Annotated in this window: 9 protein-coding genes; all 9 read left to right on the forward strand. The window is 48.1% G+C overall.

Annotated elements, in window-relative coordinates:
* Positions 1-14 precede the first annotated feature (14 nt).
* Entirely contained in the window at positions 15-1,778 is a 1,764-nt protein-coding gene (locus FGI41_RS00180; protein WP_139487906.1) for a carbamoyltransferase family protein, read from the forward strand.
* Between the two features lie 46 nt (positions 1,779-1,824).
* Positions 1,825-3,924, forward strand: coding sequence for a tetratricopeptide repeat protein (locus FGI41_RS00185; protein ID WP_139487907.1), 2,100 nt, complete (start codon positions 1,825-1,827; stop codon positions 3,922-3,924).
* Between the two features lie 23 nt (positions 3,925-3,947).
* Positions 3,948-7,904: a non-ribosomal peptide synthetase gene (locus tag FGI41_RS00190; RefSeq protein WP_139487908.1), complete on the forward strand. Its 3,957-nt coding sequence runs from the start codon at positions 3,948-3,950 to the stop codon at positions 7,902-7,904.
* A 125-nt stretch (positions 7,905-8,029) separates the two neighbouring features.
* The gene (locus FGI41_RS00195; RefSeq protein ID WP_139487909.1) at positions 8,030-12,553 is read left to right on the forward strand and encodes a non-ribosomal peptide synthetase; all 4,524 of its coding nucleotides are present in this window, start codon (positions 8,030-8,032) and stop codon (positions 12,551-12,553) included.
* 35 nt (positions 12,554-12,588) lie between these two features.
* Positions 12,589-15,480 carry an AMP-binding protein gene (locus tag FGI41_RS00200; protein ID WP_139487910.1) on the forward strand — a complete coding sequence of 964 codons (2,892 nt, stop codon included), beginning with the start codon at positions 12,589-12,591 and terminating at the stop codon, positions 15,478-15,480.
* Between the two features lie 33 nt (positions 15,481-15,513).
* Positions 15,514-16,077, forward strand: coding sequence for a GNAT family N-acetyltransferase (locus FGI41_RS00205; protein ID WP_139487911.1), 564 nt, complete (start codon positions 15,514-15,516; stop codon positions 16,075-16,077).
* A 16-nt stretch (positions 16,078-16,093) separates the two neighbouring features.
* The gene (locus tag FGI41_RS00210; RefSeq protein ID WP_139487912.1) at positions 16,094-22,336 is read left to right on the forward strand and encodes a MupA/Atu3671 family FMN-dependent luciferase-like monooxygenase; all 6,243 of its coding nucleotides are present in this window, start codon (positions 16,094-16,096) and stop codon (positions 22,334-22,336) included.
* A 110-nt stretch (positions 22,337-22,446) separates the two neighbouring features.
* Positions 22,447-23,004 carry a beta-sandwich domain-containing protein gene (locus FGI41_RS00215; RefSeq protein ID WP_139487913.1) on the forward strand — a complete coding sequence of 186 codons (558 nt, stop codon included), beginning with the start codon at positions 22,447-22,449 and terminating at the stop codon, positions 23,002-23,004.
* On the forward strand, positions 23,005-23,988 hold the full coding sequence (locus FGI41_RS00220) for a hypothetical protein (RefSeq protein ID WP_139487914.1): 984 nt from the start codon (positions 23,005-23,007) through the stop codon (positions 23,986-23,988).
* Positions 23,989-24,015 lie beyond the last annotated feature (27 nt).

The raw sequence follows: 24,015 nt of genomic DNA on the forward strand, positions 1-24,015 counted from the left end.
TGGGAGAGAATAACATGGGTTTGAATATTATCGGAATATCAGCATTGTACCATGACTCTGCATGCTGCCTTCTCCAAGACGGCGTATTGGTGGCAGCGGCAGAAGAAGAGCGATTCACCCGGATCAAGCATGACCCCTCCATGCCGGTGCATGCGCTCCGATATTGTCTGGAGACGGCGGGTCTGTCCATTACGGATATCGATTGCATCGCGTACTATGAGTTTCCTGAGACCAAGCTGGCCCGCCAGCTTTGGTCCGGTTATGACATTGAGCAGCCTGATCTGAAAAAGCGGCTCGACCCGACCCGTCCGGAACGTGAAATCAGAGAACTGTTGGGCTATCACGGCCGGATCGAATATGTCGGCCATCATCTTTCCCACGCGGCCAGCAGCTTTTATTTTTCCGGTTTCCAAGAATCTGCCATCATGACTGTTGACGGGGTCGGTGAGTGGGCGACGACTACATATGGCTACGGCAAAGATCATGAAGTCACGATGCTCGAGCAGGTGAATTTCCCGGACTCCATCGGTCTGCTCTACAGCGCCATAACGAGCTACCTGGGCTTTAAGGTTAACAGCGGCGAATATAAAGTAATGGGGCTTGCACCTTATGGAAAGCCGATCTACGCGGAGCAGCTCAGACAATTGATCACCTTAAAAGAAAAAGGTCAGTACGAACTGGACCTGAGCTATTTTGACTTTATCTCCGGGAACAAAATGTACTCCGACAAACTCATAGAGCTGCTGGGACAGCCTCCACGCAAGCCAGAGACGGAAATCTCCCAATTTTATAAAGATATTTCCCGAAGTCTGCAATTGGTGCTCGAAGAAATCCTGCTGGAAAAAGTGAACTACCTGTATGAGGTGACCAAGTCTGACAATCTGTGTCTGGCTGGCGGTGTTGCCCTTAACTGCGTAGCCAACGGAAAAATCAAGGAACAGGGACCATTCAAAAATCTGTTCGTGCAACCGGCTGCCAATGATGCGGGCTGCGCATTAGGTGCTGCTGCTGTGGCACACACCCGACTGTCCGGTCAAAGTATCGGTCAAAAACAGATGGAGCATGTTTACCTCGGCGCGGAATACAGCAACAGTGAGATCAGACGCGTACTGGAAGCGACCTCCTTGAATTACGAAGATTACGACGGCGATAACGACAAGCTGATTGAACGCACGGCCAGTCTGATTGCACACGGAAAAGTAATCGGCTGGTTCCAAGGCCGTATGGAATTCGGTCCGCGTGCATTGGGAGCGAGGTCGATTCTGGCAGATCCACGCGATCCAAAGATGCGTGACCTGATCAACGCCATGGTAAAAAAGAGAGAAGGCTTCCGTCCTTTTGCTCCTGCTGTGCTGGAAGAGAAGATGCTGGAACACTTTGCGTTGGATGCACCGTCTCCGTTCATGCTGCGGACATGCCAAGTCGTATCCCCGCTGGATTTGCCTGCGATCACACACGTTGATGGCTCGGCACGGGTACAGACGGTGAGTGACAAGACGCATCCACTGTTTACTGCATTGATCCGTGAGTTTGACAAGCAGACTGGATGCCCGATCGTCTTGAATACGTCGTTTAACGTACGCGGGGAGCCGATCGTCATGACTCCCTATGATGCGATTGCCTGCTTTATCACCACGCAGATCGATTGCCTCGTTCTCGGTAATTTCGTCATCGAAAGATCGAAAAATTCCTTGGCCATGCTCAAAGTAATCGTCAATAACCTAAATGAAATCGAGAAGAGCTACGCTGTGTCAGACAGCTTGTATACGTTCATTTAATAACAGGAATGATGTCCGTCTATACACAAATGGAGGGTAATTTACGATGAAAAGACCTGTAGATTCAATAGTATCCATCGCTTCTGAATATGCGAACCTGATTATGACAGGAGAGGGAGATCCAGAAACCATTGCTTCGTTACGTGAGCAACTGGGCTTCACCGCCTCATCTCCGCAAGTAGACGACACAGCCGAAGCTCAAACATTCCGCAAAGCCTTGGACCCAAGTCGTGTGGGGATCTGGAAGCTGCAAAGCAAAAACGGAGAAGATCTGTTCGTAAGGGACCAAGCGTTTCAGAACGAGTTCTATCTCTGGGCCAAGAATAAAGAAATCCCTGCAAAGGGCGACAAATACCGGATTGCTTTTGCAGGGGAGTCCGTCGCAAGAGGCTTCTTATATGATCCGTTTATTACCCCGGCGATCCTTTTGGAAAAACTGTTGAATCTGAATGCATCCAGAGAGATTGAAGTGATTGACCTTGCGAGAACAAGCATCAAAATCGCGGAATTGACAGAGGTTTGTTATTCTTCCGTCAATCTGAAGCCAGATGCCTTGGTCGTATTTGCCGGTAACAACTGGAGAGATTCCATTTTACCGTTATCCGACAGCGAGATTGCTGACATGATCAAGGCAGGGGAGAAGGATGACAACTTCGAGAGCTTGCAATCCTTGATGGAGGAAACATACAAGAATATCATCACCCCGTTCATGGATGCCTTGAAAGAAATTTCGGACAAGCACCAAATTCCTGTGTTTTTTATCATCCCTGAATTTAACCTGAAGGATTGGAAGTACAACTCCAATGAAAAAATTCTGACATGGCCGCATGGAAAAGCAGAAGAATGGTTTGCTCTCGTTCGGGATGCAGAGAGCGCTTTGCTTGAAAACGATTATGCCCGCTTAGAAGCGACCGCCCGCCAAATGATCGCTGTCAACGTGATTAATCCAAGCGGCTATCATCATCTGGCTCAGTGCAAGCTGCATGCCGGCAATCTGGAGGAAGCCAGAAAACATCTAGAGGCGGCCCGTGATACGATGGCTTATCAAGTCGGCTCCGTACCTGGAATTCTTTCCGTGATGAGAGACACCATTCTGGAGAAAGCAAGTCAACATCATATCCGTACGATCGACTTGCAGACCGTTTTCAAGGATCATTTGAACGGTGACATTCCGGGTAACGATCTATTTATCGACTACTGCCATTTGACTGTAGAGGGTATGAATATCGCGATGCAAGAGACAGCCAAGCAGCTGCTGCCCCTGATCGGAGAAACCCTGGAAAAAACGATCAGCCCAAAAGAACTGAAAGGCGCTCAGGAAGTCATCGCGGTCGCTCACTTGTACGCGGCGATTCACAATGCCCATCGCGGCGGTCAGTCTTATGAGATGCTCTACTACCACAGCTCACAGGCGCTGCGCCATTCCAAAAACATCGTTTCCTTAATGACCAAATATATTGATATCGCGACAAGAAAGGTTCCGTGGGCGATCAATAAGAACTACACGGACATTTTCTCCGAAGGATTAAACGCCCAATACCCAATTCTTGTCCAATCCAAAGATTCTCAAATCATGGATGTGGAATTGGTCACCGCCATGGTCAACGCTCTCAAAGAAACAGGCGTCGATATCCAAAAAGAAGTCGAACAACTCCGTATTAACGAGCATAAGCCACGTCACAAGAAAGTAAACCTGCTCGAATCCTTCTATAAAGACACGTATTATCTCCATGAATTCGGCAACAATCCAGACCGGAATCTGAGCTATGTGAGAGCGATTGATCATCAGTCCCACTTCTACTTCGTCGCGGATCAGGAGAATGATGTATCGCTGGAACTCACCTTCCGCGTGCCGTACAAAGAATCCGTCAAGCAAGATGTTCGGATTCTATTCAACGGTACAGAAATCGGGAAGACAGCAGGATATGACGAGTGGAGCAACTTTACCTGCCGAGTCTCGAAGGGATTGCTGGCCGAGTCTGGTGTCAACACGATCACCATCGAGTGGCCGGTAACTGAAACCAACCGTAACCCGAAGGCGACCGATCTGGAAAAGCATTTTTCCGGTCTTCATCTGCTGTCCCGCAAAAGCCGTCCATCCTACGGCGAAATCATGTTTTTCGCAGCAGGTACCGCAGAAGAATAAATCAGGTTTGGGAGAAGCTGAAGATGAATGAAACCATAATGACAGCTGATGAGAGATTTGAAGAGATGCGAGATTATTGGTTGGAGCGATTGTCGGGGCCGATCGAACAGATCAGCTTCAGCAGTTCCAATCGTCCGTTAGACCACAGTGCCAAAAAAACGCATGTCATCCGCATCCAAAGAGATACCGCCGCAAAACTAATCGAGTTGGCCGGCCAAAAAGACACCACTCTGTATGTCACATTAGTAGCAGCATTCAAATTGTTACTGTACAAGTATTTCGATCACAAGGATATCATCGTAGGCTCTCCTCCCTATAACAAAAAAGAGATCGAACCGCCTTTTTCTGTCGATGCCTGCATCCCGTTGCGAGACAGGATGGATGCGAACCTGACGTTCAACGAATTTACCGCCCAAGTCAGAAAAACGGTGATCGATGGATATCTCAATCAGTATGTTTCTGTGGGAAGGGTATATGAGCAGCTTGAATCAGATGTGCCTCTTTATAAGGTCATCGTCCTGCTGGAGAATATCCACACTGTCGAAGCGTCCCTGCAAGACCTGATCGAGTCCGATCAAACCGATCTGATCTTGCAGGTGGTACGGGAAGGGGAAGACGTCACAGCGCGTCTTCTCTATCACCCACACATTGATGAGCGATTGATTGAGAGAGTAGTCGGATACTATGTTGATCTGCTGGACAATCTGACTGATCTGATGGAGGTCAGACTCGCTGACATCGAATTGGTTACGGCAGAGGAGAAAGACTTCGCGCTCCATCAGTTTAACCGTACACAGCTTGAACTGCCTGCGTTCTCGGGCATCCAGCAATTTTTTGAGGCACAGGTCGAGAAGAACCCGGACAAAGTGGCTGTTCGTTGTGATGATCAGCAGGTGACATACAGCGAGTTGAATCAGAAGGCCAACCAATTGGCCCGTCTGTTGCAGACAAAAGGGGTGGGACCCGATGTCGTAGTAGGATTGATGGCGACCAATTCGATTGAGCTGTTGATTGGCTTGTGGGGGATTATCAAAGCAGGAGGGGCGTATCTGCCGCTCGATCCTGCGCATCCTGCTGCCAGAATTGCGTATATGTTCAAGGATTCTGGCGCTTCGCTCTTGCTCACCAATATCGCAGAGAATCAGGGCGTGGATGTTGCAGAAGAGATTCTGTATCTGCAGGACGCCTCTCTGTACACGGGAGACTCGTCCAATCCAGCCATCACGGTCAAGCCGACTGATCTGGTCTATATCAACTACACCTCTGGCTCTACAGGTCAGCCTAAGGGTGTCATGATTGAGCATAAGAGTCTGGTCAATTACACGCTGGCGTGTGTGGACAACTATGTACGGGATGAGAATGAAGTGTTTGCGATGTATTCTTCCATCTCATTTGACCTGTCTGTGACCACATTCTTTACACCATTGATCAGCGGGAATCAAATCATCGTCTATCAGGATGACAATCGGGATTATATGATCGATCGTATCATCCAAGACGATGAATATACGATCATGAAGCTGACACCTGCCCATTTGGCCTTGATCAAAGAAACCTACACAGGAACCACGGTCAAACGTTTTATCGTCGGCGGTGAAAACCTCAAGACAAGCCTGGCTCAGAGTATCCACGACCAATTCGGCGGGCGTGTAGAGATCTTCAACGAGTACGGTCCGACCGAAACTACAGTGGGTTGCATGATCTACCAATATGACCCCGCCAAAGATACAACCGGGTCCGTTCCAATCGGCGTACCGATCCAAAACATGCAGATTTACATCCTCGATGAGCACCAACGAGTCGTTCCACCGGGGAGTATTGGCGAAATCTACATTGCGGGTGAAGGACTTTTCCGGGGATATATCAACAAGCCGGATGTCACAGATGAGAAAAAGGTTCGTAATAAATGGAACGGGAAAGCCATGTATAAGAGCGGCGACCTTGGCCGATTTACGTTTGATGGTGTGATCGAGTATATGACCAGGACCGATCATCAGGTGAAAATCCGGGGTGTACGAATCGAGCTGGGAGAGATCGAAAACACACTGCTTCAATACCCAGCCCTCAGAGAATGCACCGTTCTCGACCAAGAAGACGAGCGGCAGGCCAAATTCCTCTGTGCCTATCTGGTTTCCGATGAAAAAGTGGATCAGCTGAAGGTAACGGAGTTCTTGTTAGACCGTCTGCCTTACTACATGGTTCCTACCCATGTCATTCAGGTAGACCGAATCCCGCTCACGGTCAACGGCAAGGTGGACCGAAAAGCGCTGCATGAACTGTTCCAGGCTCAACAGAACGAGTATGTGGCTCCGCGAAATGAAACGGAAAGCTTATTGGCAAGACTTTGGGAAGAGACACTTGGCATCGAAAAGGTAGGCATTACCGATAACTTTTTCCAGATCGGCGGCGATTCGATCAAAGCGATCTTTTTCATCGGACGGTTGCAAAAATATCAGTTTCATCTGGAACTGCGCAATGTCTTCGAGCACCCGCAAATCATCTCATTGGCTGCCTGCCTCGAACAAAATCACAGGTCGATTGATCAGGGAGCAGTCGAAGGTGATGTACAGCTGACACCGATCCAAACGTGGTTCTTTACCGAGAGCAATCTGGCCGCGGACGAATACGGTCAGTTGGTGATGCTTCAGCATGATCAGGGCTTCGACGAAGAGCTTATCAAAAAGGTTTTTACCAAAATCGTCGGGCATCATGACGCGTTACGCATGGTATTTGACAGGATCGGAACGGGAGTAGCTGCGTATAACAGAGGACTCCATGATCCGTTATTCGATTTCACGGTTCTGCATGAGTCAGATATCTCGTCTGAAGAGGCAGAGCTATTCATGGCCCGCCACTCCCATTTTGATTTGGCGAACGGTCCACTTGTCAAGCTTGTTTTGATCAAGTCAGGCAGTACGGACTTTTTGGGCATTCTGATTCATCATCTGGTCATGGATGGTATTTCCTGGAGAATCGTATTGGAGGATTTCGTTGTCGGCTATCAGCAGGCACTACGCCAAGAGGAAGTCACCCTGCAAGAGAAGACCGATTCCTATCTGAAATGGTCCCACCACTTGCAGCAATACGCAGAGGGAAGCAAGCTGCGCCAAGAAGTGGACTACTGGGATTCCTTGGAACAGATGAATATCCCTCCGCTTCCAAGCGATTCCACTGCTTCCATCCAGCATCGCAATGCAAGCCATACCCTCACCATCCAACTTTCTCCGGAAGAGACAGATCGCTTAGTCACGACAGCCAACAAAGCGTACCGTACGCAGATCAATGATCTTTTGATCACGGCGCTGGGATTGGCGGTAAAAGAATGGTCAGGCAATGAGAAAATCCTCTTGAATCTGGAAGGCCACGGCCGGGAAGAGATCGGCAAAGATATAGCGATCAGCCGTACAGTAGGCTGGTTTACTACGATGTTCCCAGTCGTCGTCGACATGACCCGTTCCCATGACATGAGCTATGCCTTGAGGCAGACCAAAGAAACCTTGCGCCGCATTCCCAATAAAGGAATCGGGTATGGGATTTTAAAATACCTGACTGCTCACAAACAACCTGATTTGCCAGTTTTCAACCTGCAGCCGCAGATGAATTTCAACTATTTAGGTGAGATGGATGAGAGCACACGTGGTACTGAATTCCAAATTACTGCGTACAAAACCATCAGCCATGAAACCGACCCGGCGCAACACGTACGCCCCATTGACATCGTGGGGATCATCGAAGACAAATCACTTCATCTGTCGGTTACGTACGATGAGAAGCTGTATGGGGAAGTCATGGTGCAAGAATTGCTCCGCAGCTTCCAGTCCCATTTGATCAACCTGATCGATCACTGTTGCTCCCGTGTGTCAGCTGGTACGATTCAACCAACCCCATCTGATGTCACCGAGGAAGAGCTGACGATTGAAGAACTGGACAAGATTTACCAATTGATTGAAGACCTGTCCATCGAAAGCGATTCAGACTAGCCGATTGGCATGAACCTCCCTTTCCAAATGGTTTATGAATGCACGTTTTGTGAAAGGGAGGATTTTTTTCACCTACGTTTGCCTGCCTGTCAGAGTAGGCAGAGTGATTCGGGAGGAAGTATGTTATGGGAAACAAAGTGGAGATCGACAAAATTTACAGCTTATCTCCTTTGCAAAAGGGGATGTTGTTTCATTCGATGGTTGAACCGGATTCCGTTGCCTACTTGGAGCATTATTCCATCGACATAGATGGTGCTCTATATATCGAACATTTGGAGAAAAGCTTCAATATGCTGCTTCAGCGGCATGATGTGTTTCGCACCATTTTTCTTTTTGGTGATACAGATGAGCCCAAGCAGATTGTGTTGAAGAAGCGCACATCCAAAATTAAGACGTATGACATTACCCGCAGACCAGAGGCAGAAAAACAGGCTTTTCTCGATGAATTCGAAGAAAGTGACAAGCGAAAACGGTTCAACCTATCCAGGGATGTACTGATCCGGATCACCGTGATTCAGGTGACCGAATCTCATTACCGGTTGAGTCTATGCTTCCATCATATTATTATGGACGGTTGGTCTGTCGGAATCATCATCAATGAACTGTTCCAAATCTATAAGCGGTTGATTCATAACGAACCTAGCCTCGTCGAACAGCCCCATCCGTTTGCCCATTACATCAAATGGCTGAGAGAACAGGACAAACAAGAGGCTATTGGTTACTGGAAGGATTATTTAGCGAATTATGAACAAAAGATCAGTGTGATTCCCCATCTGAGAGAGATCGAATCGAACACAGCGAAAATCTATCAATATGAAGAATATAAATTTCAAATCAGTCAAACTGATGCACAAGCACTGACAACACTCGCCCATGAACAAGGCGTCACGATAAATACCGTCATCAAAGCAATCTGGGGCATCTTGCTGCAAAGATACAACAATGTGGAAGACGTCGTATTCGGCACCGTGATCTCTGGAAGGTCTGCCGATGTAACCGACATCAATCAAATGGTCGGGATGTTCATCAACAGCATTCCTGTACGAATTCAGAATTCCAAAGAGACGACACTGGCTGAACTGCTAAAGAAGATTCAGGAAGCCAGCATTGCCTCGGAGCAGTACGGCTACTTGTCCCTGGCAGAGGTCCAAGCCAACTCTGATCTCAACAGCCAATTGGTCAATCACCTGATGTTGTTTGAATACAATTTTTCGGCTGATGCGCTCAAGCAGGATCACTCCCTTGGTTTTGACATTCACAGGATCAAGGATTATGAACAGACCAACTATGACTTTATGGTTTCCGTCAATATGACCGAGGGAATCACCGTTACCTTCAAATACAACGCACATGTGTACAAGCAGCAAGATGTCCGCAAGATAGAGACCCATTTCCATCAAATCAAAAAAGCCTTCCTGGTGGATCAGCATATGTTGATCCATCAGATAGAAGTGGTGGATTCCGAAGAAAAAGAAGTTCTGATCAACAGGTTCAACCCCAAACCAACAGCCTATGATCATACGAAAAAGATTCAAGATCTTTTCGAGAAACAGGTCATGCTTCAACCGTCCGCCACAGCCGTCGTGTTCCAAGGAGCGAGCATTACGTACGCGGAACTGAACGAAAAAGCAGACAGGCTCGCCCGATATCTGCGTTCCCGTATCACGAAGCCTGACTCGATCGTAGCGATTGCCACTCAACGCTCCATCGAAATGATCACCGGGATCTTGGCGACGCTCAAAGCCGGAGCAGCCTTCCTGCCGATTGACCCGAAATTTCCGCAGGAACGGATTCAATATATGCTCCAAGACAGCCAAACCACCATTCTGCTGACGGATGAGTCCGTAGGCGAGTCGATCCGTTTTGACGGGGAGGTATTGGAGCTGGCAGCGTTTTACACGAACTCACCTGAGGAAACGGAACCGATCATGCCTGTGACGAACCTGACTGATCTGGCGTATGTGATCTATACGTCAGGTTCAACCGGCAATCCAAAAGGGGTCATGATCGAACATCATTCTGTGATCAATTTCTTCCAGGCGATATCTGAGAACATTGATGTTCGTGCAGGCCGCTCCATCCTAGGGCTAACGACAATTTCCTTTGACATCTTTATCTTGGAGATTCTGCTCCCGCTCGCGGTGGGGATGAAGATTGTGCTCGCAGATGAGATGCAGCAGAACGATGCCGAGGCGATTGCCAGCCTGCTCCTTCAGAGCGGTGTGGACATGATACAGCTGACACCGTCACGCTTGCAGCTGCTGCTTGGCAGTCCTTATGCCCAACAGGCACTAAAACAGGTCTCCAAAATCATGGTTGGCGGTGAAGCGTTCCCGCTCAGTATGCTGAAGCAGCTGAAAGCGGTGACGGATGCGCGAATATATAATATGTACGGTCCGACAGAGGTAACCATCTGGGCTGTTATGAAAGAGTTGACAGACGAGGAATCAATCTCGATCGGCAGACCTTTGAAGAATATTTCCGCCTATGTCGTAGATAAATACAACAAACTGCTTCCGCATGGGGCAGTCGGTGAACTCTGTCTGGCAGGGGCAGGTGTTGCAAGAGGATATCTGGGCAAACCTGATCTGACGGCGAAGGTATTCGTCGAGAATCCGTATCAGCCGGGTACGTACATGTATAAAACAGGGGATTTGGCAAGATGGCTGCCAAACGGGGAGTTGGAATATATAGGCCGCTCCGACTTCCAGGTCAAAGTCAGAGGCGTGCGGATTGAACTGGGCGAAATCGAATACCAACTGTCAGAGCATCCAGCAATTCAAGAGGCGGTTGTCGTGATCAGACATGATTCCTCCGGCAATCCGTACATCTGCGGCTATTACGTCTCCGCGGCGGAAGTGGATCAGAAGGACATCCGTAAAACCTTGCTGGAGAAACTGCCTACCTATATGGTCCCGTCCATCCTCATGCGACTGGAGAGCATTCCACTGACCCCTAATGGCAAGACCGACCGACTGCGTCTGCCGGAACCACTAAGTACACATGACACAGCAGGAAGCTTACCTAAAAACGAGATGGAGAAGAAAGTGGCGGACATCTGGAGAGACATTTTAGGAGTTACTGAGATCGGAGTGAATCAGAATTTCTTTGATCTGGGTGGACACTCGATCAAGGCGATGAATCTGATCTCACGGATCAAACGGGAAATGAATAGGGATCTTCCGCTCAGCAAGTTTTTCGAAGATCCGACGGTCGAGCATGTCTCATCCCTGCTCCTTGAAGCGGAGAAGGAAATCCAATACCACATCACTCCTGCTGAAACCAAAGAATATTACCGCGTCTCATCTGCACAGAAACGACTTCTGGTGTTGCTCAGCCAGTTGGATGAGGCATCATCCATCAGTTACAACATACCGGTCGTGGTTCAAATTCACGGCAAGCTGGACATCTGTCGACTGGAAGAAGCTTTCCATGCGCTGATTTTGCGTCATGAATCCTTACGTACCACGTTCCATTGGATGGACGCAGAGCCGATGCAAAAAATCCATGAGAGTCCACCATTCCACTTGGAATACACCGAAGCCCGGTCGGAAGAAGTGGATTCTATCATCCAAGGGTGGATTCAGCCATTCGATGTAGAGCAGGCCCCGTTGCTGCGTGCAGGCGTGATCCAAACCGCCCTGAATCAATATGTACTGGTCATGGATATGCTGCATGTGATTACAGATGGAACCTCGATTGGTACGATGGTGGGAGAACTGATGGATTTCTACGCAGGCAAAACATCGCCTGACTTGAAGATTCAATACAAAGATTATAGCGAGTGGCAGCACGAGTTCCTCCAATCCGAAACCATCCAGAAACAAGCGGATTATTGGTTATCCGTCTTTTCCGGGAATTTGCCAGTGTTGAATCTGCCGACCGATTACTCCCGGCCTGATGTCCAGAGCTTCGCGGGCGAGACGGTCGTCATGGATCTGGACAAGCAGATGTCAGACAGGCTCTATGCGTATGTGAGTGAATCAGGAACAACACTGTTCATGTTTTTCATGGCGGTCTACTCGATCCTGCTGTCCAAATTGGCTGTCCAAGATGAAGTGATTGTAGGCGTTCCGGTCGCGGGCCGCACCCATGTGGACCTGGAGCAGATCATCGGAGTTTTTGCCAATACGATCGCCTTGCGGAACTTCCCGACAGGAAATAAATCATTCGCAGATTATCTGCAAGAAGTGAAAAAGCACACATGGGACGCATTGGATCACCAAGACTATCAATTCGATGATCTGGTGAGAGCGCTCAAAATCGAACGGGATGTCAGCAGAAATCCACTGTTTGATGTGATGCTGTCTGTTCATAATAATAATTTCCCTGAAGTGAACGTAGAGGGCTTGCGGATCGTTCCAGAAAAGGCTTCTACCCATACATCGCGCTTTGATCTCACTTTACTCATCAGTGAGACGAATCATACGATCGGGGTCGAGCTGGAGTACAACACCCAATTATTCAAAAGAGAGACGATTGATCAGTACCTCAACTACCTTGTCACGATTATGAATCAAGTGACCCAAAATCCACAGGTGCTGTTACAGGATATCGAAATCATTGATCAGGAGACGTTGAATGCGATTCAGTCCAAATTCAAGTCGTCCGAAAAGAAAGTCTCTATAGATGTAACGTTCAACTTTTAATTTGGCAGCATACGAATGGGAGCAGGTGAAAAGCAATGTTTATCAAATTTCCGTTAAAACCGGATGATCAGCAATTGATCGAGACATATAACCAAACAGAAGAAGCGATCACTCCGACTACCTTGGATCGATTGTTTAGCGACCAGGCGGTAAGATTTGGTGAGCGGGTCGCAGTCGAGTATCAAGAAGAGAGCATGACGTATCGGGAACTGCACGAAAAATCCAATCAGGTCGCCGCCTATCTCAAAAATCGCAACATCAGCAATAATCACTTGGTAGGTGTGCTGGCTGAGCGGTGCATCGAGACGATTGTGATGATTCTTGGGGTACTCAAAGCGGGTGCCGCGTATGTACCGATTGACCGCGAATATCCGGAAGAGAGACGCAATTATATTCTCTTAAATAGTGACTGCAGGCTCCTGCTGGATCGCAATTTTTACAAGAAAAAGGGAATCGATCAGCTCTCTACAGCCGAACATGAACCGGTCAGCCAACGGGATGATATGGCCTATGTGATGTACACCTCTGGCAGTACGGGACGTCCTAAGGGTGTCGTCATCACACACCGGGCTGTGACGAACACCATACTTGATATGAACCGAAAATTCAACGTGAATGAACAAGATAAGTTTCTCGGTGTCTCCTCCATGAGCTTTGACTTATCCGTGTATGATATCTTTGGTGCCTTTGCCAGTGGGGCGAGATTGGTCATCGCTCCCGATCAACGGGACATCAAGAAGCTCTATCAACTGATCCAGAACAAAGGGATCACCATCTGGAATTCCGTACCGGCGATCCTGGATCTGGTGACCGATTATGCCGCCAATCACCGACCGACGGCTGCTGCTGAGGAGCCGGCGATACAGCCGGAAACTGCCACAGGGAACACGTCCACCCCAGCTGATAAAGCCGCATCCATGGTTGAAACGATGACATACTATTGGTCTCCTGCTGCGCATTGGTCTATAACAGGTACGGTTCTACAGATTGCCCATACTCCGTTTGAGAATCACGAGCATGTCCTGTTCCCTGATTTTTACTATCTTGCACAGGCAGGAATCACACTTGATGACCTCACTCGTCATTTCCCTCTGCATCACCCGGAGAAGCTCCAGCAGTTTTTCCGCCAACTGGTTGATCAGCATGTGCTCGTGTCAGAGCTGCTTCCGGTTCAAGAGGTGTTTTATCCTCATCATGAGCTGTACAAAAAGCTCTCACAGAAAAGCAGCCAGCCGCACGAGTCTGGATATGAGCTGACCATTCCTTTGAAGCCTACCACAGTGTATCCGGCCTCGATCACGAATCGGAAAAGCCACCGCCATTTTTCACAGACTACGCCTATTCCGTTCCACGATTTTTCCCATATGCTGTCCGTTCTCAAACGAAAAGGTACGGGTCGCGATGATTCCTATCATTATGCCAGTGCTGGCGGACTCTATCCGATTGAGACCTATGTCTATGTAAAAGAGGGAAGAGTAGAGGATGTCCCAGAGGGCTTGTATCATTATGACCCAGTAAGTGGTGAGCTTGGTCTGGTACAAAAAGAGGCGAACATCACAGCCTATCATTACAGCAACGTTAACCGTTCCCTCTTTAACGAATCAGCTTTTTCGATCTATCTGATCTATAATGCGGACGTCAATATGCCGAAGTATGGTGTCCAAGGTTATCTCTATGCCGCGATTGAAACAGGGATGATGACGACCACGATCTGCCAAGTCGCAGAAACCATCGGCATCGGAACCTGCTCGATTGGTGAACTGAGCTTCGAGGAGATCAAGCCGGCCTTTGACCTGAAGCCAAATCAACTGTTTCTTCACGCGATCGAAGGCGGGTTGATCCCGTCCTCCGGCTTCCCTGCAACCAAACAAGCTGTCGAACAACCATCGCAAGCAACAGCACCTTCCCCAGTCCCGGCGAGTGAAGCTCAGCCAGTCGGTACAAGTACGCTTCGCCTCATCCTGCTCAGTGGAGACTGGATTCCGCTGACTCTCCCGCAAGCGGCCAAGAAGCAATTCACCAAAGCACAAGTGATCAGCTTAGGCGGAGCAACCGAGGCGTCCATTTGGTCGATCTACTACCCGATTGAAGAAGTAAAAGAAGAGTGGACTTCGATCCCATATGGTATGCCATTGGCGAACCAAACCTTCTACGTGCTCAACTATGAGCTGGATCTCTGCCCGGTCGGAGTCAGAGGGGAGTTGTATATTGGCGGGGTCGGTCTTGCCCAGGGTTACTTTAAAGATGAAGAGAAGACGAATCATGCCTTTATTACCCATCCGAAATACGGACGTCTGTACCGCACTGGTGACCATGGCATTATGCGGAAGGAAGGCTATATCGAATTCATGGGCCGTGTCGATCACCAGGTCAAAATCCGTGGCTATCGGATCGAACTAGGTGAGATCGAGCATAACCTGCTGGATCACGAAGCTGTGAAAACAGCTGTCATCCTTGATAAAACCGATGCGAACGGGAAGAAGTATATCTGTGCCTACTACATTCCGCACCAAGAGGTCAGCACCAATGAGTTGCGTGAACATCTCCAGAAGCGAATCCCGATGTATATGATTCCTAGCTACTTTGTACCAATTGACCATATCCCGCTTACTCCGAACGGCAAAGTAGACCGCAATGCGCTACCGGAACCTCAAGAGGATGCATCTGTTACATCCAGCTATCAGGAGGCCACAACACAACTGGAAAAAATGCTGACAGGGATTTGGGAAGAGCTTCTGCAGGTCCAAAATATCGGGGTCCATGATGACTTTTTTGAACTGGGTGGACACTCTCTCATTGCGATTAAGATGCAGGTAGAGATTGAAAAGGTATTACATTTGGAAAATTTGGAGATTCATATTAAAATTTATGAATACCCAACAATCCAAAAGTTGGCTGCGTTTATTGAGCAACATCAAAAGCGTTAACGAAAATCTCTACATGCCAGGAGGACATTGGACATGACTATCGAACGTATTTTTCCCACTCTTGAAACGGAACGCTTCATTCTGCGAGAAATGACTGCTGAAGATGCAGCGGATCTATATAGTTATTACAACGACCCTGAACTGACAAAGTTTTTGGATTGGTTCGGCCCATCTTCCGTCGAACACGCCGAAGAATTGATTGCCTATTGGAGACAACAATTCGAGGAAGACACCTTTATGAGATTCGGCATCGCTTCTAAAGAGGACAACAAAATCATTGGAACCATTCCAATAAATCCTGTGCGTGGACCGTTCCGCTGGAGACTTCCGATTGTATTGGGATACGAGCTGTCCAGAGAGCATTGGAACAAGGGAATTATGACCGAGGCGCTGCAGGCGGTGATCCCGTATGTATTTGAGACTTTGAACAATCATCGGATTATTGCGGAGGTTGTACCTGACAATCATTCTTCTCTGCGGGTGCTTGAAAAACTAGGATTTGAAAAAGAGGGTTATCTGAAACAGCATTTCTATCACGATGGATTGCGGACATGGAGTGATGTGGTCACACTCGCGCTCTTGAAAGACAAGGAGTAATAAGGGGATATAACTTATGATCGATAAGCATACGCAATCCATCATCATGACCAGTAAAACCTTTGCCAAGGAACGGGATTACTGGAGTCAAAAATTATCCGGGGATTTCTTGCCAAGTCAATTTCCTGTGGAACACCGTACTCAGTCAACAGCAGAAGAGAGTCTGATCATTCGCAGCGTAAAATCGCTGTCATCCACCGCCAGCACCAAGCTTTCCGAGCTGGGCAATCATAACGGCATGGCAATCTATATGATGGCCGTTACGGCGGTTCAGTACGTACTGCGCAGATATACGGGTCAGACGGACATCACGGTTGGAATGCCGCGTCTTGGCGTCAATGATTCCAACGATAATGGTTATCTGTACCTGCGTACGGAGATGGCTTCCTGCACCACCTTCCGGGAGCTTTTGATGGCAACGAGAGAAACCGTCGCAGAAGCCATCGAGCATGAGAATTTTCCAGTCAGCGTCTTATTTGAGGAAGAGATGCCGATGTATACCTTGGTCATGCTCGACTCCATCCATGACCGTTCCATAGCCGGAAAGGGGGAAGCAGACCTCTGCTTCCTCTTCTCCCATACGGAGGGGGGGCTCAGCGTTGAACTGATCGGAAAACCAGCGCTCTACAGCGAGAGCTCATTGGAGCGGATTGCCGAGCATGTGATCCATTATCTCGAGGCAGTCGCAGCCAACCCAGCCACGACGCTCGCTGATGCAGATATTTTGTCAGCAGATGAAAAAGATGTTTTACTCAACCGCTTTAACGATACAGCGATGGAATTTCCACGTGAGCTTACGATCCAGCAAGCCTTTGAACAGGTGGTCGTACAGCAGCCGAACGCGGTCGCGATCGAGTTTGACGGGGAGAGCTGGACATTTGCCGAGGTGAACCATAAGGCCAATCAGCTGGCCCATGCCATCCGGGCGCAATACGAGATTGGTGCGAACGATCTGATCGGGATCAAGCTTGACCGTTCAGAACAGATGATCATCAGTATGTTGGCTGTGCTAAAGGCTGGTGCAGCCTATGTGCCTCTGGACCCTGCCTATCCGCGTGAGCGAATCTCTTATATCGCCCAGGACAGCGGTCTCAAAGCACTGATTACGGAGGACAGCTTTGCCGGGCAATTCGGTCACGAAATTGTGATTGACCGCGATGCCGCATCGATTAGCACCCAGCCGACCCATAATCCAGAGCTGATCAATCAGGCAGGGGACTTGTGCTATGTGATCTACACCTCCGGCTCAACCGGTAAGCCAAAGGGAGTCATGGTCACCCACCATAACGTGATCAACTTCCTGTATTCCATGGATCAGAAGCTGTCACCAGAATCCGACGATGTCATGTTGTCGGTGACGACGATTTCTTTTGATATCTCGGTCTTAGAGATTCTGTGGACACTGACACGAGGCATTCAGGTGGTGCTCAGGCCAAGTGGAGAGCTGACCAATTTTGACCGAATCCTCCATCGTAAATCCAAACAGGTCAACATGGAGTTCAGCATCTTCTTTTTCTCCAGCTATGACAATAACGATCCCGCCCACAAATATAAGTTGATGCTGGATTCGGCCAAATACGGAGACCAGCACGGATTTCGTGCTGTATGGACGCCTGAGCGCCATTTTCACGAATTCGGCGGGCTTTTCCCCAATCCATCCGTGACATCTGCTGCGCTGGCTATGGTGACAGAACAGATGCAGATCCGCTCCGGTTCTGTCGTATCCCCCCTGCACGATGCCATCCGGATTACAGAGGATTGGTCCGTAGTCGATAACCTGTCAGGTGGCCGGGTGGGCATCTCTTTTGCCGCGGGTTGGCATCCTGATGACTTCGTATTCGGACAATCTGACTTCGCAGACCGCTACCATACGATGTTCACCCAGATTGAAGAGGTTCGTACCCTTTGGCAGGGGGGAAGCGTGAAGCGGATGAATGGTCTGGGGAAAACAATTGACGTGCAGACCTATCCGCGACCGTTGCAAGAGAATGTACCAATCTGGGTAACCACCGGGGGGAACAAGGAAAGCTTCATCCGCGCCGGGAAGATCGGAGCCAATGTGCTGACCCACTTCTTGGGACAGGACTTCGATACCCTGGAGGAAAATATCGCAGCCTACCGCCATGCTTTGGCAGATGCAGGCTATGACCCAACTCAAGGGAAGATTTCGCTTATGCTTCACACGTACATGCACGATGATCTGGAGCATGTCAAACAAGTAATCAAAAAGCCGTTCACCGATTATTTGCGTACCAGTGTCGATCTGCTCAAACGCTTGGCTGACAACGCCAACATCGATGAGAATACGGTGAACGATGAATCCGTGATGGAGCAGCTGTTGGAAGTCGCCTTTGATAAGTACTGGAAGCTGTCGCTGATGGGAACACCTGAAACCTGCGCGGCCATGACAGAGAATCTGGCCAAAATCGGTGTAGATGAGATTGCCTGCCTGATCGACTTTGGGATCGACTACCAGGAAGTGATGAACAGCCTGCGCCGGATCGGAGAATGGAAACAGGGATATGAGGCCCAAGATACTTCGTTCACCAGCTCACCGGTTACCATGATGCAGACGACCCCATCTCTGTTAAAACTGTTGGCAAGCGATGACAAATCAGAGCGTTTCCTCGCTTCACTCCGTACGCTGTTGGTTGGCGGAGAAGCCTTCCCGCCCGGATTGGCAGAGGAGATCAGAGGCAAGTCCAGTACGAAGATTTTGAATATGTATGGCCCAACGGAGACAACCGTCTGGTCCTCAGTTCGCGAACTGCCGCGTGAGGAAAAGCAAATCATGTTAGGTGGACCCATCGGCAATACCCAGATCTATATTCTTAATGATCTGCATGAATTGATGCCAATCGGGATCAGCGGGGAGATATGTATCGGAGGCGAAGGGGTCACACGCGGTTACCTGAACCGGCCTGAGCTGACCCAGGAACGTTTCATTGTAAATCCATTTTCGGACAAGCCGGATGAGTATCTGTACAAAACAGGCGACATGGGCCGGTTGAACGCGGATGGTACGATCGAGTTTTTGGGACGTAAGGATTATCAGGTAAAAGTCAGAGGGCATCGGATTGAGCTGGGTGAGATTGAGGAAGCGATGCTTATCCTGCCTTCCATTCGGGAAGCGGTTGTCATCGACAAGCAAGATCAGACGGGTTCTACCCAGTTGATCGCGTACTACGTCAGTGATCGGGAATGGAAAATCGGAGACTTGCGGGATGCGATCGGGGAGAATGTGCCCGATTATATGATCCCTGCGTTCTTCGTCCGAATTCCGAAGCTGCCGCTTACCCCAAATGGAAAAATCGACCGCAAAGCACTCCCCACCCTGACTGCCGGTTCGGACAACAGCCATTACGTTGCACCTCGCAACAGCACGGAACAACTGTTGGTACAAGTCTGGCAAAAGGTCTTGGGAGTGAGTCAAGTCGGTATTACGGAGAACTTCTTCCATCTGGGTGGGGATTCGATCAAGGCTATTCAGGTATCCTCCCTCATGCAGAAATACGGAAAGAAGATTGACATTAAAGACTTGTTCCAAAATCCAACGGTGGAGAGATTAAGCGAACATGTCAAATCGTTGAGTTTCAACGCGGACGCACAGCGATTGGTGGAAGGTGAGCTTTCCTTGACGCCGATCCAGCATTGGTTCTGGCAACATGGCTTAGCCGATCCGCACCATTACAACCATTCTGTCATGTTATGGAACAAAGACGGCTGGGACGAAGCGATCCTGCGCAGACTTTTTGGCAAATTAACAGAACATCATGATGCGCTGCGCCTGCGTTTCGATAGGACAGACGGCTTGCCGCGCGTCTACAACCACGGATTAGAAGGTCAGCATGTGATCTTCGATGTATTGGATCTGCGTGGTATGGACGATTACGCTTCTCGGATCGGCTCCGAAGCCAACCGCCTTCAAGCCGGCCTTGACCTTCAGGATGGACCGCTTGTCCGAGTGGGTCTATTCCAAACGGATGAAGGGGATCACCTGCTGCTTGTCATTCATCACTTGGTTATTGACGGGATTTCCTGGCGTATCCTGTTTGATGACTTGTCTAGCGGATACGAGCAGGCGAAGAGTGGGATAGAGATTAGCTTCCAAGCCAAGACCGATTCGTTCCTAAACTGGTCCGAGCAGCTGCATGCCTACGCCAACAGTGATGAGGTTTTCCAAGAAATAGATTACTGGAAACAAATTACAGGTGCGGACGTTTCCCCGCTTCCGAAAGATTACAATGAGCCGGGTAATTATGTAGAAACCATGCAGCGGGTTTCATTTGAACTTAATCCGACTGAGACGGCCCGACTGCTCAAAGACGTGAATGCTGCCTATGGTACAGAGATCAATGATATCCTGCTGTCTGGATTATCTTTGGCCCTGTACAACTGGAGCGGTCATAGCCAGCGCACTTTTATGATCGATGTAGAGGGACATGGACGAGAGCATATCCCAGGATCATCGCTGGATATTTCCCATACAGTGGGCTGGTTCACTTCCTTGTTCCCGACGCTTCTTCAAGTCAAGCAGAATGACGTAGGACAGCATATTTTGGCGATAAAAGAAAGCCTGCACCAGATTCCTAATAAGGGCTTCGGTTATGGTCTGCTGCGCTATCTTTGCACCAGAGAGACTGATCTTGCCCAGCAGTTGGATGTACGTTCTGAGATCATCTTTAACTATCTGGGACAGTTTGATCAGGACGTAGAAACCGATCTGTTCACGCCTTCTCCATATTCTACCGGGAACAACATCAGCCCACGGAATAAGCGTCCGTACACATTTGAAATCAATGGGAAGATTCATGATCAAAAGCTCCAGATCGAATTGGATTACAACACCAACCATTATAACGAATTAACCGTAATCCGTTTCCTCGAATCTTACAAGATGAGCCTGCAAGAGATCATCGCCCATTGCATCGAGAAAAAAGCAACCAACGCCGAAACGCAACAGTATGAACCATTCCCGATGACCGATGTACAGCTGGCTTATTATTTCGGTCGAAACGATGAGTTCGGTCTTGGTGGAATTTCTCCGCATAACTACTCAGAAGGCGTCATGCAGCTTGATTTGGCTCGTTTTAACGAGAGTCTGAACAAAGTGATCAAGCGTCATCCGATGTTACGTGCGGTCTTTATCGCCGGTCAACAACAGATTTTGCCGGAAGTCCCTGACTATGTGATCGAAGTGACAGACATCAGTGGCATGAGTGAATCTGCGAGAGAGGCTTGGATTTTGACGCAGCGCAAAGAAATCTCCCATCGCGTGTATGCTCCTGATACATGGCCGCTGTTTGAAGTCAAGGCTGCCAGTCTAGGAGACGGTCAATACCATCTGTTCATCTGCTACGACCTGCTGGTTACGGATGCCATCAGCAATCATCTGATCAATCGGAATCTGATGGCCTACTATCAAAATCCTGAGCTTGTTTTGCCTGAACTAGAATACACCTTCCGTGATTATATCTTGGAATACGAGCGCTTAAAACAATCGGAGATCTACCAGAACGCCAAGATGTATTGGCAGAACAAACTGGAGTCGTTCCCATCTGCCCCTGAATTGCCTTACCGTCAAAAACCAACGGAGATCAAAGAAGCTCATTTCACAAGACAGAGCAGGGTCTTTAGCCGTGACGAGTGGGATCGCTTTATCAAAGTGGCGCAAGATCAGAACGTCACTCCGTCCACATTGTTATGCACGGTTTACGCCCAAGTACTGGGATATTGGAGCAATCAGCCACACATGGCAATCAATCTGCCGATCATTAACCGATATCCGTTCCATGAACAGGTTGATGAGATTGTGGGTGAATTCACCTCCCTGCTCTTGTTAGAGATTGACCTGCAGTCAGCCGATGCATTCTTCGATAAAGCCAGACAGATCCAAGGCAATCTCTTAGAAGCATTGGAAAACCGACATTATGACGGGGTAGAATTCATTCGGGATATCGTTCGTCACAGAAAACTGGCCAATACGGCTGTCATGCCGATTGTCTTTACCAGCCTGCTGTTTAACGAATTAAGTCAGACCACCGACAACGAAGAGGAATTCGGTGAAGGCGTGGGGATTAACCTTACGTCACAAACCTATCTGGATTGTCAGGTACTGGACAAAAACGGACAGTTGGTCATCTGGTGGGACTATGTGGAAGAACTCTTTGATGAGAACGTCATCCACACCATGTTTGACCAGTTTACCGGGATCATTGAGCAAATTATGCAGAGCATCACATCTGAATCGACTGTCTAATTCATGTGCGAAAGTAGCTTACATAGCCAGATCTGCACGGTGTTGTAAGCTGCTTTCGCTTATTTTTTCATAATTATGTGGAAAATAAATGAAAGAATAGGAGGATAACTATGAACGATTATCATTTTGATATTCAACTATTTCTAAACAATAAAGGGATTGTTGATGCGGCTGCGAGGGAAGAGGGCGGATTCAGTCTGGGCTTTACGTCCTATCCAAGTGAGTTATTGCCGCCAGAAGGATCGATTTTTACATGGAATGATGTATCCTTTCGTTTTCCAGTAAGATCTGCGGATGGTTTTGATAATTTCGTCTTAGAGGAACAACGGATGTCGGTCGTACCACGCAACTACACCAGCATAGCGATTCTGGGTGCTTCAACGAACGGCAACTTTTACGAGGAGCTGTCTCTGCTGTATCAAAGAGAGGAAACCTACCGCTTCAAACTAAAGCTGTCTAACTTTATTGAGCAGGAGAGCTGGTTTGGAGAAGCAGTTGCACTTGAATGTGCCTATGGACGATGCAGAACCAGTGATATTGACTACTATAAACCCAAAATCTACTGTGTAACGGAAACTCTTCCTGATCATCTTTTATTTGATGAGATCGTTATGGGGGATAATCCTTTCATGCATATTTTTGCGATTACAATAAGAGGGGTGAACTAAATGATCCAATTTTTTTCCCACCCCTTTCAGGATTGTATAACGATCTCGGTCAGTGGAGTGTTGCGGCCCTATGTCCAAACGGAGCAATTATGGTATCAAAACAAATTATTCGCTGTAAAAGCGAATGACGAAATCAGATTTGCAGCATCAATCGAATCGTTCCATACAGAGATATCCCGATATTCTAAAATCGAGGTGGATCATGTTAAAGCGAACACGATTGATGAATTTATAGATTGCGTCGATCTACATCTTGGGATGGGGAAATACCTCTTAGTCTCGATTGATAATTACTATTCACCGTACAGCCAAGATTATCGTACCATGCACGGGCTGCACTGGGTTATCTTATGGAAAAAAGAGGGACGTACATACAGCATTGCCGATTATTTTTATCATCATCATATCGATTTTGATGTAGAGACCCTTAAAGAATCGATGGAGGGGGCCCGTAATCTCAATCAAGCCGATTATATTGGATGCTTCGTCATGAACCAAAAGTCAGAGTGGAATCCCATCAATCTTTGCAATTATAAAGATGCCATCGAAGATAATTTAACCTATATGATCGGAAAATCCGAAGTAGGAAGTACTATTCCAGACACAAACTTGGTGGTCATCGAGCAAGGATTGGATGTTTTTCGTGTAATGTATCAGAAGATTGCGAGTATTGAAGATGATCTGTCCAGCTATGATGAAAATTCCGGATCTTTCAAACTTGATTTCGAACGTTTAAGTAATCATCGATATCTTTTTAGTGAATTTTTAGGCTCTTTGGATGTGTCCTATCCGTCTAAACATGAAACGATCGAACTGCTTACTGATATTTCGCATGATTACAGAGTCTGTCGTAACCTCGCTATTAAATCAGCGTTTGATGGGAGCAAATCCATTAAGAAAATGGCAGATCGACTTGAGAAAATTGAGAGGAATGAACAAACCTTATTAAAACAGTACGAGAATATATTGAGAGAACTGAGTTGAGGACGTTCGAAGAGTAGTCGTCTTCAG

Source organism: Brevibacillus dissolubilis, assembly GCF_006170445.1.
In the GTDB taxonomy this organism is placed as follows: Bacteria; Bacillota; Bacilli; order Brevibacillales; family Brevibacillaceae; genus Brevibacillus_B; species Brevibacillus_B dissolubilis.